This window comes from Pseudocnuella soli (genome assembly GCF_004347775.1).
Classification (GTDB): domain Bacteria; phylum Bacteroidota; class Bacteroidia; order Chitinophagales; family Chitinophagaceae; genus Flavisolibacter; species Flavisolibacter aquaticus.
Genome location: NZ_CP037755.1, coordinates 2,052,458 through 2,067,517 on the forward strand (window position 1 = coordinate 2,052,458; position 15,060 = coordinate 2,067,517).

Annotated in this window: 11 protein-coding genes; 2 read left to right on the top strand and 9 right to left on the bottom strand. The window is 49.8% G+C overall.

Features of this window, described 5'->3' with window-relative positions; translation table 11 throughout:
• Positions 1–12 precede the first annotated feature (12 nt).
• The gene (locus EPD17_RS08520) at positions 13–1,806 is read left to right on the top strand and encodes a RagB/SusD family nutrient uptake outer membrane protein (RefSeq protein WP_132053415.1); all 1,794 of its coding nucleotides are present in this window, start codon (positions 13–15) and stop codon (positions 1,804–1,806) included.
• 250 nt (positions 1,807–2,056) lie between these two features.
• On the opposite strand, the gene EPD17_RS08525 is transcribed toward EPD17_RS08520, so the two are convergent.
• The 9 genes from EPD17_RS08525 to EPD17_RS08565 form a co-directional block, all read right to left on the bottom strand.
• The gene (locus tag EPD17_RS08525; protein WP_132053417.1) at positions 2,057–2,413 is read right to left on the bottom strand and encodes a helix-turn-helix domain-containing protein; all 357 of its coding nucleotides are present in this window, start codon (positions 2,411–2,413) and stop codon (positions 2,057–2,059) included.
• Between the two features lie 12 nt (positions 2,414–2,425).
• Positions 2,426–2,719, bottom strand: a complete 294-nt coding sequence (locus tag EPD17_RS08530; protein WP_132053419.1) for a type II toxin-antitoxin system HigB family toxin — start codon at positions 2,717–2,719, stop codon at positions 2,426–2,428.
• A gap of 168 nt (positions 2,720–2,887) precedes the next feature.
• Entirely contained in the window at positions 2,888–3,817 is a 930-nt protein-coding gene (locus tag EPD17_RS08535; RefSeq protein WP_132053421.1) for an RraA family protein, read from the bottom strand.
• A 36-nt stretch (positions 3,818–3,853) separates the two neighbouring features.
• Complete coding sequence (locus tag EPD17_RS08540) at positions 3,854–5,500, bottom strand: hypothetical protein (RefSeq protein WP_132053422.1); 1,647 nt, start codon at positions 5,498–5,500, stop codon at positions 3,854–3,856.
• 212 nt (positions 5,501–5,712) lie between these two features.
• Positions 5,713–6,990 carry a mandelate racemase/muconate lactonizing enzyme family protein gene (locus EPD17_RS08545; RefSeq protein ID WP_114235107.1) on the bottom strand — a complete coding sequence of 426 codons (1,278 nt, stop codon included), beginning with the start codon at positions 6,988–6,990 and terminating at the stop codon, positions 5,713–5,715.
• 77 nt (positions 6,991–7,067) lie between these two features.
• The gene (locus tag EPD17_RS08550) at positions 7,068–8,051 is read right to left on the bottom strand and encodes an RraA family protein (protein ID WP_132053424.1); all 984 of its coding nucleotides are present in this window, start codon (positions 8,049–8,051) and stop codon (positions 7,068–7,070) included.
• A 29-nt stretch (positions 8,052–8,080) separates the two neighbouring features.
• On the bottom strand, positions 8,081–9,223 hold the full coding sequence (locus EPD17_RS08555) for a bile acid:sodium symporter family protein (protein WP_114235105.1): 1,143 nt from the start codon (positions 9,221–9,223) through the stop codon (positions 8,081–8,083).
• Positions 9,224–9,255: 32 nt separating this feature from the next.
• Positions 9,256–10,782, bottom strand: a complete 1,527-nt coding sequence (locus EPD17_RS08560; protein ID WP_132053426.1) for a gluconokinase — start codon at positions 10,780–10,782, stop codon at positions 9,256–9,258.
• Between the two features lie 10 nt (positions 10,783–10,792).
• Positions 10,793–11,683: an AraC family transcriptional regulator gene (locus EPD17_RS08565; protein ID WP_114235103.1), complete on the bottom strand. Its 891-nt coding sequence runs from the start codon at positions 11,681–11,683 to the stop codon at positions 10,793–10,795.
• 191 nt (positions 11,684–11,874) lie between these two features.
• Here EPD17_RS08565 and EPD17_RS08570 point away from each other — a divergent pair, with 191 nt between their 5' ends.
• Positions 11,875–15,057, top strand: coding sequence for a SusC/RagA family TonB-linked outer membrane protein (locus tag EPD17_RS08570; protein ID WP_132053428.1), 3,183 nt, complete (start codon positions 11,875–11,877; stop codon positions 15,055–15,057).
• The last annotated feature ends 3 nt before the right edge of the window (positions 15,058–15,060 follow it).

The following is a 15,060-nucleotide window of genomic DNA, read 5'->3' on the forward strand; positions in this document are numbered from 1 at the left end:
AAGCATTACAAAATGAAATCAGTTAGAAAATATATTTTGTACGGATGCATCCTTACCGCATCGGTTGGGCTGGCCTCCTGCGACAAGCACCTGGATAATGAAAACAAAGCGGTGCTCACCGATGCCACGCAATGGGCTTCGGAAGGCAACGCCGACATTTTCTTTAACGATGTGTACGACCAGTTGCCCCAGATGTACAACGACCCTGAAAATCTGGACAACTTCACCGATGACAATGACGCCGGTTTTTACTACAACTCATGGAAGTTTAAAGACGGCATTCTTGATGCGGCATCGAGCAACTATGGCCTGTGGAACGGCGCCGGCGTAGGCATTGGCACCATCAATCGCCACAACTGGCCCGCGCTGTACACCGCCATCCGCAAGGTGAACACGTTCATGAAACAGATCACCACCAACAAGGCCAATTACTCCGAAGCCTGGTACAACAAGCGCATGGATGAAGCCCGCTTCCTGAGGGCGTTTCATTACAGCCTCCTGTTCCAGTACTGGGGTGGTGTGCCGCTGATTTTTGAACCACAAACACGGTCCGATTCGGCTGCGCTGTTTACCAGCAGGTCTACCTATGCCGAAACCCTGGATTTTTTAACCAAAACGCTGGATACTGTTGTCAACAACAAATACCTGGCGGTGAAATACAACAAAGGACAGGCTGATGCCGGCCGCGCCACACTGGGTGCCGCACAAATGCTGAAAGCGCATGTGCAACTGGTGGCTGCAAGTCCTTCGTTCAACGCGGCTACACCTCCGGGTGGCCCCGATGCTGCAAAGGTTGCCGGTTTTGGCAACTTTGATAACAACCGTTGGGCAGCAGCTGCGGCTTCGTTCAAAAAATTCATGGACGAATGGGGTGGTGCAGGCAAACAGTATAACCTGTTCCCGGAAGACTCCACGCTTTGGTTTGAAGACAATGAGTACAACTCGGAAGTGATCTTCGACCGCCAGCAGGTGGCCAACATCCGCGGCTCCAACTACGAGCAGTATGGCGGCCCGGTGTACATCCTGAACACCTACTACACCTGGGGCAACTACAACCCCACACAGGAGTTGGTAGACCAGTTCTTTATGGCCAACGGCAAACCCATTACCGATCCTACTTCGGGCTACGATCCGCAGAAGCCTTATGTGGGCCGCGAACGCCGTTTTTACAAGTGGATTGTGTACGATGGCGCACCGTATAAAATGGACTGGATGCCAACCACCGATACCATCTACACCCGCATCGATAAAGTGCGTCCGTCGCTCAACCAGATCGACTTTGCCAGCACCGACGTAACCAACACCGGGTATTATTTTAAAAAGAAACTGAACCCAAGAAACCGTCCTGCATCGGGCCTGAGCGGTGCCAACTATATCTACTTCCGCTATGTGGAAGTGCTGTTGGGATATGCCGAGGCACAGAACGAAGCGGTTGGTCCCGACCAGTCGGTGTATGATGCGATGAATGCTGTAAGGGCCCGGGTGAACCTGCCCGCATTGCCTGCAGGTTTGAGCCAAACGCAAATGCGTGATGCCATCCGCCAGGAAAGAAGAGTGGAACTGTGTTTTGAAAACAAGCGGTTCATGGACATTCTTCGCTGGCGCATTGCCCACGAGGTGCTGACCAAAGACCTCACCGGTATGAAGATCGAAAACAGCGTACCGAGCAACAACAGTGGTGTGTGGGTTTACACACCGGTAAAGCTGAACCACCCGCACAAATTTGTTATGAAGCAATATATGCACCCCATTCCGCAGCAAGCCATTGCGCAGAATCCGAAGCTGGTGCAGAATCCTGGCTATTAAACGTGCTATAGAGCAAGCAATCGTTCAACGCGCATAGAAGAGGCGCAAAGCAGAAAAGGGCCTGTGCTTTTGCACGGGCCCTCATTTTTTGTAGGATGAATGGGTTGTGAATTTCATCGAATAGCGTTGCTGCATTTTTACTGCATCCTAAATTGCGCATGGAAAAAGCCCTGCAGCAAAGCATGCTGCAGGGCTTTTTTTATTATGGATCAATGTTCGGTAATTTGATGCGGGGTAATATGCTATTCTTTCAATAACTCTGGATCAAAACATTGGTAGGAATACCAAGCGTTTGGTGAATCTGGCGGATCATTTCCAAAGTCAGCTTGCGTTTTTTATTCAGGATTTCGCTTGCACGGCTCTTTAATCCCACCACTTTCGCTAAGTCACTTTGAGTGTATCCCAATTGCTCCATGCGAAATTTTATGGCTTCGATCGGGTCGGGGTAGGCAATTGAATAATGCTCTTGTTCATGTTTATCAATCAAGATGCCCAGCACTTCCAGCTCGTCACCTTCCGGTGTTCCCGGCTGTGCATCAAAGATTGCCTCAAGGCGGCTTATCGCTGCCTGGTAATCCTTCTTCGTTTTGATCGGTTTAATGGTCATTGCTGCTGCCTTTTAAATTGTTGTTGCATCGATTTTGTCATACTGTGCATGTGTGCCTACAAATCTGATCCACACCATGACGTATGCATAGTTGATCTTAACAATCAGCCGGTAATGATTGCCTTTAATATTAAACACAACCCGGTTGTCAGTCAGGAATGAAGCACTGGGGTAGTCCCGCTTAATATCTTGTGGGCCTTTCCACAGAGCTTCTTCGGCTTCTCCATACCAGGCCTTGAGCTGTTGTTCACAATCAGGATGTTTTATCCAAAAATCCCGAAGTGCCTTTTTGGCAATAACTCTCAAGCTAAAGATTTATCAAATGTACAAAAAGTTCCCAAAATGGGATTTTCGAGTTAGCTTCTGCTTCTAGGCGATGGCTGCAATCTATTTTACATGACAAAGAATCTGCCGTGTGAAATTGGCGATGGTCACACCTGTCACTTTTAACCCAAACACGAACTTCCGTTAATCTTACCAAGTCCGCTTACTCATCACCTTATCCAGTTCAGCGCGGGTCATTTTGCCCAACTCCGGGTGCTTTTCTAGCCAGCGTAGAAATTCAGTTTTAATATCATCCGACCACTGGCTGTCGATCTGGCCGGTAGTGTACTTGCCGGTGCGTACCATTTCAAAACCAAACTGGTCTTTGCGCACCACAAATTCGGCAGTGCTGATCACCTGCTCGGCAAGGTGTGCGGGCACAAACAACACGCCTTCGATGGTGGCAATCACCAGATCGCCGGGCAGCACTATGGCATTGCCAATGCGGATGGGCGTGTTGAGTCCCATCAGCAGCATTTCTTCGGTAAACGACGGGTGAAAATCGCGAACCAGCGCGTTGAATCCCTGTATCTTTCGGATCTCCTGCAGGTCTCGCGCAGCACCGTCGAACACCACGCCGTTGCCGGATTTGGCGTAAATGGAATTGGCCAGCGTAGAGCCCATAATGCCACCGCCGCTGATCTTTCCAAACGCATCGGCAACGTACAGGTCGCCCTTCACCAGTACGTCAATGGGCCACGAGTTGGTGTTGCCCGTGCGGCCTTTTTTGGCGCCGCGGTCTTTGATGTTTTTTTCCACGTCGGGCCGGCTGGGCAGGTACATAGCGGTAACGGCCCGGCCCGTCATCGTCACATCATTTACCAGTTTCCAATTTCCTTCGTATTGGTTAAAATAACCTTCGTTCTTGAGCACGGTCCATGCATCATCAATGTAAATTTTCTTCGCCCGTTCCAAAATATCATCGGGCAGTTTTGGCCGGCCATCTGCAAAGCGTTCGCCTTTCCATGCCGATGTCAGGTACATCATTTCTTCTTTGGAAATGGTTTGCGCCGATGCGGCCTGCGCCGTTAAAAAGGATGCGGAAAGGAGCAGGAAAAAATTCTTGAGTTTCATCATCATTCCATTCTTTTAAAATAAGTGTACGATGGCAGCGGATCAATCATCGCTGCCTTTATGCGCAATACCGGCCAATGCCTGTACGCCCAGTCTTTCTTTCAATTGGGTTCGGTATAAACTTTTAGGGCTTACATGTGCATCCATCGATTCCACATGCCCCACTGGTTTGGTCAGGTCTTGCAGGCCCGCATTGAACACTACTGCATTTACACCTACATGACCAAACGAATAGTTTTGCGCGGTGGGCGGGCTTTGCACTAAAAAATCACCCACGCAGTTCCAGAACACAATGTTGGCGCCGGCCCATCCAATGATGTAATCCCAGTATCGTGCACTGAGCGGTGCCTGCACATTATCGTACAGCACACCGTTTACCCAATGGTTGTGCGGCTCGCTGGTAGAGTAGGGGTTCACTGCTTTGCAATCCAAAAATACATTGCCGCTGGCCTCGTGGCCCTGCAGCACAAACGAGTGGCGGCCTTTTTGCGAAAAGCAGCGCTGCACCAAGCACAATTGGCCATTCATTTGGTACGTAAAACGGCGGGCGCCCATGCGCATCGAAACAGGTTCCCACGATTCGCAGTCCTGCACGGTTACCCATTTACTGCCTGCCGCTACCTGCACCACGCTGTTGCCAAAATGCAGTGCCGTGATGTTGCGCACCCACACATTTTTAGCATGGCTGATGTTGATGAAATTGAAGTAATGCGCTTCATCGGAATAATATTCATCACCCTGGTATTGGAATTTCGGATCGAGCTTGTCGCGGTCCATATTGCCGTAGTTGCGGGTACGAACCGATGGATCGAAGTCGGAAATGCCACGCAGGTTTTCAACGGCTGTTTGTGCAATGCGGTTGTCGGTGTATTTAATTAATTCGCCACCGCCCCAGCGTGTCTCAATGGCGCAAAAAATCGGCGCATCAATGGTGATTGTATTTCCCTTGATGGCAACAATCGTTCTGTCGTAATGAATGTTGAATGGCTGCCATCGGTTGCGGCCAACAGTTGCACTGTCAGCACCAATCGTTTTGATCCAGTCCGCATTGCCAATACGACGAACGGTCACCGCATCACCAACTTTGAAGCCCTTTGCATTAGCAACAGAAAAAGACGTAGCTCCAACCGGTACATAGCTATCGGCAATGGTTTGTTTGCTTTCCTCTTGTAACTGTGTGCCCGCTTCGCCGGCTATGTTGATGAGGGCCGGCCGGCCGCCCCGCATCGGGCCGCCTGTTGGTGCAGCCTTTTGCATTTTGCCCACCAGCACAGTGCCAATGTCGTTAGCACCTTCGCCGCGCAGCACAACGCCGGAGCCGCGGATGTACAACGGTTTTTCCAAAAGGTATTGCCCCATTTTTAGCAAAATGGCACCGCGAAATCCATGTACATCGGGCTGCAATTCAGCAACACTATCAATAACGGCTTGCAGCCGTGCCGAGTTGTCGCCGGCGACGGGCCACACGGTAACTTTTGCCTGCACATGGGGCAGCGGCACACCGCCGCCTTTGTAGCCTGCATTGGAAAAATCTGGAATGCGGTTGCCCAAGCTATCCTGAACATATACCAGTTTACCATCGGCGCCGGGATATACCAGCGAAGTGTTGGCAGCAATGTTTTGTGCAGAGGCAGAAAATGCTGGAATGCTACAGGCAATGGCAGCAATTGCAAAAAAGGAAATGCGCATAAGCCATTTGGGGTTCGTTGGTGCTGCAGCGATACCCGCGGCAAGTGCGCTGCAGTAGAGGGTTGTTGCGGGGGGAAACAACAGGCAGAAGAGCGGCTAAGTTTGATTAGTTCACGAGTTCACAAGTTCACAGGTTGGTTTCAAAAAAACTCGTGAACCCGTGAACAAGTGAACTTTTGAAATGCACTACACTTCTGCCTGTACGTTTTTATTTAAGCAAAGAATGGAACGTTGGGCGTTGCATACTTTTTCATTGCTTCCATATTCAGGTCAACGCCGATGCCGGGCTTTTCAGATACGGTGATGTAGCTGTCTTTTACCCAGTTCTTTTCGTCGAAGGTTACAATTTCGCGGAACATCGGCTCAGTATGGAAATACGACTGCCACTCCATCAGGTGGAAGTTGGGCACCGTTACACAAACGTGTGCACAAGCCATTGCACCCAGCAGCGAGGCAACCATGTGCGGTGAGAACGGCACATAGTACATGTTGGCCAGGTTAGCAATGCGCTGTCCTTCGCCGAGGCCGCCGCATTTCTGCAGATCCGGCATTACTATGTCAACGCCATTATCCAGCAGTTGCTTAAAGCCATAACCGAGGTAAACGTTTTCGCCGCCCGAGATTGGTGTAGTAGTTTCTGCCGCAATTTGCTTGTACGCTGCAAAGTTTTCTGCAGGCACCGGCTCTTCCAGCCAGGTAAGGTTCAGCGGTTCTACTTTTTTGGCTATGGCCTGCGCTGTTACATAATCGTAGCGACCGTGCATGTCCACGCACAGGTCAATTTTTGGCCCAACAGCCTGGCGCACTGCAGCCAGTTGGTCGTACATCCGTTGTAATTCACCTGGGCTGGCGGTCCAGTTGTACCGGTCTTTTTTATCGGGGTCAGATGCGTAGTCAATATCAAATTTCAGCGCATCAAAATTCCATTTTTTAATGGCTTCAGTAGCTGCATCAGCAAAGTCTTTTGGCGAAGGGAACCGGTTGCGGTATAGAGCAGTATCGCAATATACCCTTACACGGTCGCGCAGCTTGCCACCCAGCAACTGGTACACCGGCATGTTAAACGCTTTGCCGGTCAGGTCCCACATCGCTGTTTCAATAGCCGACAATACCGCTACATACATACCCGATTGGCCGCCACCAAAGTGGGCGCTGCGGCGCAGGTCTTCAAAAATTTTATGTGGGTTCAATGGGCTTTGTCCCCGCAGCCTTCTGCCCAGGCTTTGCACCAGGTGATAGGTGCCGCCAATGGCATCTACACCTTCGCCCAGGCCATAAATGCCTTGGTTAGTGTTCACCTTTACGAACAGGCTGCCACGGATGTAGCCGCAGGTTACATCGGTAATTTTCAGATCGGAAGGAGCGGAAAATTTTACCTGGTTGTCAACAGCCTGCTCAAGCGGCTGGCCAAACGATGCAATGGGGGCTAAGGGAGCCAAAGCCGCAGCCAGACCGGCTTTAGATAAAAATGATCTTCTGGAAGTAGACATGTATCCTTGTTTTGATGGTTTGTAAATTGATTGATTGAAAGGGGCCGGCGGCCCAATTTGCCGCCAGCTTATCAGGTTTAATAACTGTTGGTTTGCTGGGTAGTGCTTTCGCGTTGTTTGATGATCTCCTGCACCTGTTCGCGGGCTACGGGCAGCTTGTTTACGTTGTCTTTAAGCCATTGCGTAAAGTCTTTTTGAATGGGATCGGCCCAGCGGGTATCGATCTGCCCGGCGGTATATTTTCCTTCGCGGATGCGGAGTTGGCCAAACATGTCTTCCAGCCGAACCAGCTCCGAGCTTTTTACTACCCTTTCAGCAAGGTGCGGTGGAATGAAAATGACAACGCCCATTTTACCCAATACCACATCGCCAGGCATAACGGTAACCGTGCGGATGCGGGTAGGTCGGTTGATGCCCACGATCATGGTAGTCAAATCCCTGTTGGGGCCGCCACCGGGGTTATGAAACGATGGATCGTAGCTGCTGAAATAAGAAGTAAAACCGCCCATTTCTTTCAGGCCTTCCACATCACGCAGGGCGCCATCGTACACAATGCCGTTGCCGGTGCGGGTGTAAATGGCGGTGCCTACGCGGTCGCCAATGGTGGGTCCGTTCTTTTTAGCGCCAAACTGGTCGGCAACGTACACGTCGCCTTTGCTTAGTTGCTCCACGGCCCACACGTTTTGCGCCAGCCGGCCTTCTTTTTTGCCCATCGAATCAATGGCTTTCCAAACATCGGGGCGGCCCGGCATAAAGGTGGTGGTAAATGCGCGGCCCACCAGCACGCTGTCGGGGTTAATGATCTGGCCCCAGCCATCGGCAATCTGGTAGCGGTAACCGGCACCGCTGATCAAGGCCCAGGCTTCTTCAATGGTTACTGCCTTCATACGGCGAAGGATATCATCCGAAACTTTTGGGCGGCCGTCGGCAAAACGTTCGCCTTTCCATTCGGGTGTGAGTGCAATCAATTCTTCTTTACTGGCCTGTACAAATTGTGCATGAAGTGGATTCAATGCAATAGTAAGTATGAGGGCGGCCAGCAATCGTTTTGTTTTGAACATATATGGTTACTTTTTGGAATGAACAGGGTTTATAGTGCGTTTGCTTCAATCACTTCTTTTTTGTCGACAGTTGTATCGGGCTCCGGTGCACTGTCTTTTGGAATGCGGTTGTGCCAGTAGCTGGAAAGGAGTGAGCCGGTAATATTCATCATCGGGCCGAAGATGGCCGGGGCCAGTGCCACTGCGGGGTTGGTACTGATCTTTGAAGCCAGCGCAGAAGCCAAACCGGCATTTTGCATGCCTACTTCCAACGCAATGGTGCGGCTGTCGCGTTCATCAAATTTCAACAGCCTTGCAGACCAGTAACCCAGCAGGTAGCCAAATGTGTTGTGCAGGAATGTAGCGAGGATAATTAGGCCACCCACTTGCAACAGTGCATCGCGGCCTTTGGCAATGATCACCACCAGGATGAGCACAATGCCGACCATTGACGTAATAGGCAACACTTTATTCAGCCACTCTGAGCGGCCTTTGAGCAGGTAACGAACAAGAATACCTAAGGCAACCGGCACTACCACCATTTGCACCATTTCCCAAACCATGTCGAGGAAATGAATGGTAATAAAACTGCCGCCCAGCCACTGCATGAGCAATGGTGTGAAGATGGGCGCTACCAGTGTAGATGCGGTGGTTACCGAAACGGAAAGCGCCAGGTTGCCCCGCGACAGATAGCACATTACGTTGGATGCAAGTCCGCTGGGTGAGCAACCCACGAGGATAATGCCGGCAGCGATTTCCGGCGGAAAGTTGAACATATTGGCAACACCAAAACCAATGAACGGCATTATGGTGTAGTGGCATACCACGCCAATGACAACGCCTTTCGGCATTTTCACGATCTGCGAAAAATCTTTCAGCGTAAGCTCGGTGCCCATGCCAAACATGATCAGTTGCAACAAGGGCACGATCAGGCCGGTGAGGTTAAAATCGCCAACGGTTTTAAAATACTGCGGGTAATACATCGACAGGCTGACCGCTGCGAAAATGAGGATGGTGTACGAAAAACCTTTGAGGAACTTATGCCCGCGGAACGCAATGGACAGGGTTAAAAATGCAAGGCTGAGGAGCCAGCCGCCCCAGTTGTGCATTTGCTGAAACGTGACGATGATCCATGCAACCAATAACACTGCGGTTGCGGCATAAAAGAACTTGTAAACAGACGTTTTATTCATGGCAAGTGGTTAGATAAAAAAGAGATTTTAGGTCAGCTGTGTTGTTGCAGTTCTGCAATGGCTTCAAATTCATCAAAGAGTTTGGTGCTCAGTCGTTCGAAGATGGCAAACAGCTTCATGTATGTTTCGTGGTGCTGGCCGTTGGGATGGAAGTTTTCGAGCAGTTTTACCTTTTGTGCCGCCTGCTCCAGGCTATTGAACAGGCCCATTTCAGTAGCACTTACCAGGAAGGCGCCGCAGGCAACGCTGTCGGGTCCCGAGTTTAGTTTTACCGAAACCGGCTTGTTGAACATATCGGCTATCATCTGCGTCCACAGCGGGTAAGCGGCATAAGTGCCATTGGCCGAAAGGCTTTTAAAGCTGCGGTGCCGCTCCAGTGTTTTACCAATATTGTAAAATGCAAACAAGATTCCTTCAATGGTGGCGCGGATAAAGTGCCGCTGTTCGTGTTTGATGTTCAATCCAAAATAAGAGCCCCTTGCATTAGCATTCCAGATGGGTGCCCGTTCGCCCTGCAGGTACGGCAAAAAGATCAATCCTTCAGAGCCTGCGGGCACACGTGATGCTTCGCTTAGCAAATCATCGATGCAGTCTTCGAGGTCGAATACTTTTTTAAAATCGCCAAACTGCGTGGCAAACCATTCAAAGGCCGAACCTGCATTGTTGGTGGGTCCGCCCGATACGTAACATCCTTCGGTGAGCACATAGTTGAACAAGCCCTGTTGTTCATCCTGCAATACCTTTTTGCCCACAACCCGCACGGCGCCGCTTTCTTCCAGTGTTACCGTTGCTTTTTCGTCGCCCCACACACCGGCGCCCAATGTGGCCATGCAGCCATCGCTGGAGCCCACCAGCAGCTTAGTGTTTTCGGGCAGGCCGAGTGATGTTTGGTACTGGCGCTTTAAATTTTTGGGTGCATAAAAAACAGGCACCGCATCGGCCAGCATCGACTTTTTAAGGCCGGCACGTTCCAACGCAAGGTCTTCCCACTGCAGCGTGTGAATATTGAGCAGGCCCGTAGCCGATGCAACGCTGTAGTCAACCACATACTCACCGGTGAGTTGCTCAATGATGTATGTTTTGATGGATAAAAATTTATGTGCTGCTTCAAACAATTCCCGGTTGTTGTTTTTCATCCAGGTAATCTTGTTCAGCGGCGACATGGCATGAATAGGCGTGCCCGTCATTTGGTACAATTGCTTGCCAATGTCGGAGGCCCTTAAATCACCTGCTTCTTTTTTGGCGCGGTTGTCGGACCACACAATGGCATTGCCAATGGGCACGCCATTTTTGTTAATGGCCAGCACGCTGTGCATGGCCGAACTAAAGCAAATGCTGACTACTTTATGGTTTTTCGGATAGATCTTTTCGTTGAGAAAATTTTTGAGCATATACAGCAGCGTAATAAAGATCTGTTCAGGATCCTGCTCGCTGTAATCGGGCCGTGAATGGAAAGTAGGGTAGGATCCCTTTGATGAGCCCAGCAACTCGCCGGTCAAATCAAATGCCGCAACCCTTATTGAGCCGGTGCCTATTTCTATGGTGATGATGCAATCCATTTTCAAACGTTTATTCAGTGGGGGTTGTATTCTTTTTTCTAAACTCGCTGGGTGTGTATCCGGTTAGTTTTTTAAACGTTGTGGCAAAGTGCTGCGACGAATAAAAACCTACATCCAGCGCAATATCTGTTACATGAACATCGGGCCGCTTCAGCAGTTTGATGGCTTCCGATATGCGGATGTTGATCAGGTAGTTGAGCGGCGAAAAGCCGGTATAGCTTTTTACTTTTTCCGAAAATGCAGTATTGCCCAAACCCACCAGTGCAGCCATTTCTTCCACCGTCCATTGGTGCGATAGTTTTTCGCGCAGCGTTTGTTCGAGCTTCATGAATGTTTGCGGAAAATCTCTGCGCGATGTGTTTTGTTGCGTTAGTTGCCGTGCAATGAGGATGAATAATTCTTCCACCAGTTGATTGATGCGTGATGCATATCCGATCTCCTGGTTGCAAAACTCCTGTTGTATGCTTTGAAACAATGCGCCTGCATCTTTCATCTTGGATAGCGCTGCGCAATTATTCATTACCAGTATCTGCCCAATGCTCCGGCATTCGCTGTCGGTAAGGCGGCTCCATTTACCCAACGCCAGTTTGCCGCTGGAATCAAATTCCTGCAACCCCAGGTGCATCCACGCTACCGTACCAATGTCGAGCAGGTCTCTTTCGCCACCAAACTGCTGGCCGGGTAAAACAAAAGCAAGATCACCGGGATAAAATATATGGTGCTGCTGATCGATCACCCAGTCGAAGCGTCCGTCAATAACATAATACACCCGAAAAAAATCCTGTGCTGTTTTTGCTAATGACCCGAATTGTATGGTGTTGTTTTTCTTGACTGCAAATTCAATGATATGCGGAAACGCATGAAGCTCTTTACAATCTTTCTTTAAAAAGTACTGGTTCATGCAATCGTTCGTTTCTGAATTGGCAAACTTCGATGCAACGATATTAGGAAGAAAAATGTTTGTGCTTGTACAATATCCTACGCTGTTCTATTTTGGAAGTTTTTCGCGCTGATGTTTGAATACTTTGTATCCATCTAACGATATCTTTTGCTCTCTTTCCCGAACATTTTTTCTAAACAACACTTGCCATTATGAAAGAATTTCTTCGGCGGCATTCCGCTCAATTGAAGAAGCCTTCCATCTTCCTCTTTCTGCTGCTATTTTCAGTCACTGCCTTTGCTCAAAACATTACCGGAACGGTTACCGACGCCGATAACCGCGCCATCAGCCGTGCAACCGTTGAAGTAAAAGGCACATCGCGCAGAACACTGACCGACGGTGCCGGTAAATTCAGCATTGCCGCCAGTAACAACGATGTACTGGTGGTTTCGTTTGTAGGTTTTACCACACAGGAAGTGCCGGTTTCCGGACAACAATCCATCAACATTTCACTCGTTGCCGATACCCGCAGTATGGAAACCGTAGTGGTAACCGCACTGGGTATCAAACGCGAAGCAAAAAAACTAGGTTATGCCACTACCACGGTGAAAACGGATGAAATGGTAACCAACCGTACCACCAACGCAATGGAATCATTGGAAGGTAAGGTTGCCGGTTTAAACATTACACCACCCGCTGCCGGCGCAGGCGCCAGTACACAAATTCGGTTACGCGGCCAGGTTGGTTTTGCCGGATCTAACAACGCACCGCTGATTGTAGTAAACGGTTTGCCCATTGACCAGGGTGCAAGAGCCGCCAATGGTAACGTGGACAACCGCGACCGTGGCGATAACCTGTTAAACATTAACCCCGATGATATTGAAACAATGACGGTGCTGAAAGGCTCAACGGCATCGGCACTGTATGGTGTTCGTGCTGCGGCCGGTGCCATCATCATCACCACAAAATCAGGCGCTAAAAACCAGGGCGTTGGTGTTGAACTCACTTCGAGCTACACTGCACAGGAAGCCCTGAATTTCATGGATCAATTTCAAACCATGTATGGCCTGGGCGTAGGTGGTCAGAAACCTACTTCCGCTGCCAGTGCACGGAGCAACGGCCAGTTTGGCTGGGGTGCACGCCTCGACGGGCAGCCAACGCCAATCTTTGACGGTAGCATGCAACCGTATTCGGCTTATGAAGACCGCCTGTTCGATTACCTGCAAACAGGTTCCAATTTCACCAACACCGTTGCGTTTTCGGGTGGTGGACAAAACGGTAGCTTCCGTGCTTCGTTTTCCAACACCGATGCAAAAGGCATTGAGCCAAGAGATGAGTACAAAAGAAAGATCGTTAACCTGGGTTTGAACCATGATATTACCAAGCGACTCAAGTTTACAGTAAACATCAACTGGGCAAACGAAGAACAAAACAACCCGCCGCAGATCGGTACACAGGGCGCAGGTTCCGTTAACTTCTTTACCCGTTTAGCCAATTCCATTCCTACATCTGCATTAAAGAACAGTGCTGTTGACCCGGTGACCAATACTGAGAACCAAACCTCCGGTTTCCAGGGCACTGTGCTCAACCCATACTACGCCAACCAGGTAGGACAAAGCTGGGTAAACAAACGTGACCGCTTACTGGGTACGGCAACGTTGCGGTATGAATTTGCCGACTGGCTGTACCTGCAAGGCCGCTACAACTACGATTACTCCATCAACTTCCTTGAGTCGAAAGTACCGGGTGGTATTGGCACAAGCTTGATCACCAACCCTGATGGTACCTACAAAGGCACTTACAGTCTTTCCGAAGGCAAAGGTACCGATGTAAACGCCGATTTTCTTTTGGGTGGTTCCAAAGAGTTTAAAAATTTCTCGATCGATGCGAGTGTTGGTGGCAACACCTGGCGTGTGGAGAACCGTACGTTCAACCAGAACGCCAACAACTTCCTCATCAAGGACATTTTTTCCATTGCCAACGGCAACGTAAGAAACCAAAGCTACAACTACAACAAGAGCCGCATCAACTCGCTGTATGGCTTGGTGGAACTGGGTTACAACAACTTGTTGTATGTAAACGTTACCGGCCGCCAGGATTGGTTCTCGGTGTATAACCCCGCCAGCAACAGCGTGTTTTATCCCTCTGTTTCCGGTAGCTTTATTTTCTCCGAACTCATTCCTAAACTCACCTGGGTGAGCTACGGTAAGTTGCGGGCTTCATGGGCACAAACCGGCAGCCAGCAAGGCGTTGGTCCGTATGAAGGTTTGCTGACCTATGCTATTGCACAAAACAATTTCAACGGCCAGCCTACAGCTTCAATCTCCGGAGGCCTGGCACCAAACCCCGCGCTGACGCCTTTTAAAGTGGAAGAAAAAGAGTTGGGTTTGGAATTGCGGATGTTTAAAAACAGGTTGAATATCGATGCGACCGTGTTTGATAAAGTAACTACCCGCCAGGTGCTGGATGTTACGCTGTCCAATACATCGGGCTACACCGGTACCAAAGACAACCTGGGTTCATTGAGAAACCGCGGTTTGGAATTATCCATCGAAGGCCGCCCTGTTCAAGGCAGAAACTTTAGCTGGTCAACTTCGTGGAACAACACCTACCTGGCTACCAAAGTGCTGGCTATTTCTCCAGGTGTAAACGATTTTCTCCTGCTCAACTTTAATGCAACCGGCAACGAGTTCCTCGGCCAGATCCGCTACACTGTGGGCCTGCCAATGAACCAACTGTACACCCGCACTTACCTGCGCAACGATAAAGGCGAGATTGTAGTGAACAACAATGGCCGTTTGCTGGCTTCGCCAAACTACATTCCTGTAGGCAGCTCTATTCCGAAATACACCGGCGGCTGGACCAACAACTTTTCTTATAAAAACCTTACGCTGGGCGTATTCATCGATTACAAATTTGGCGGCACCGTGTTGTCATCTACCGCGCTGAACATGCTGCGCCAGGGGCTTTCCAAAGCTTCGCTGGTGGGCCGCAGAGAAGGCGAAACCGGTATCAATAATTCCAATTTCCCTGCCGTTTACCAGGGCTCGGGTGCACCCAACACTACCAATGTGACCGACCTGCAAGGCTTTTATGCCGACTACCGCAACCTGCAGATCGGCGATCCGTTTATTTTCAAATCCGATTTCGTGAAGTTGAGAAATATATCGCTGGCGTATAACCTTACCAGCCTGTTGCAGCGCACTTCATACCTCAAATTTTTCAAGGGTATGGCCGTGTCCGGATCGATCCGCAACGTAGCCATTTTGTATAAAGACATTCCGGGCCTCGACCCAGAAGCGGTACAGTCATCAGGTGATGTACGTAGCGGTTACGAAAATGCCGCATTGCCCACCACACGTAATTACAACCTTACCTTAAATCTCAAATTCTGACGA

Excerpts from the sequence above, each read along its gene's own strand:
- EPD17_RS08565 (WP_114235103.1), bottom strand. The coding sequence starts at position 11,683 with ATGAACCAGTACTTTTTAAAGAAAGATTGTAAAGAGCTTCATGCGTTT.
- EPD17_RS08545 (WP_114235107.1), bottom strand. The coding sequence starts at position 6,990 with ATGTCTACTTCCAGAAGATCATTTTTATCTAAAGCCGGTCTGGCTGCG.
- EPD17_RS08535 (WP_132053421.1), bottom strand. The coding sequence starts at position 3,817 with ATGATGATGAAACTCAAGAATTTTTTCCTGCTCCTTTCCGCATCCTTT.
- EPD17_RS08555 (WP_114235105.1), bottom strand. The coding sequence starts at position 9,223 with ATGAATAAAACGTCTGTTTACAAGTTCTTTTATGCCGCAACCGCAGTG.
- EPD17_RS08560 (WP_132053426.1), bottom strand. The coding sequence starts at position 10,782 with ATGGATTGCATCATCACCATAGAAATAGGCACCGGCTCAATAAGGGTT.
- EPD17_RS08525 (WP_132053417.1), bottom strand. The coding sequence starts at position 2,413 with ATGACCATTAAACCGATCAAAACGAAGAAGGATTACCAGGCAGCGATA.
- EPD17_RS08570 (WP_132053428.1), top strand. The coding sequence starts at position 11,875 with ATGAAAGAATTTCTTCGGCGGCATTCCGCTCAATTGAAGAAGCCTTCC.
- EPD17_RS08520 (WP_132053415.1), top strand. The coding sequence starts at position 13 with ATGAAATCAGTTAGAAAATATATTTTGTACGGATGCATCCTTACCGCA.
- EPD17_RS08540 (WP_132053422.1), bottom strand. The coding sequence starts at position 5,500 with ATGCGCATTTCCTTTTTTGCAATTGCTGCCATTGCCTGTAGCATTCCA.
- EPD17_RS08550 (WP_132053424.1), bottom strand. The coding sequence starts at position 8,051 with ATGTTCAAAACAAAACGATTGCTGGCCGCCCTCATACTTACTATTGCA.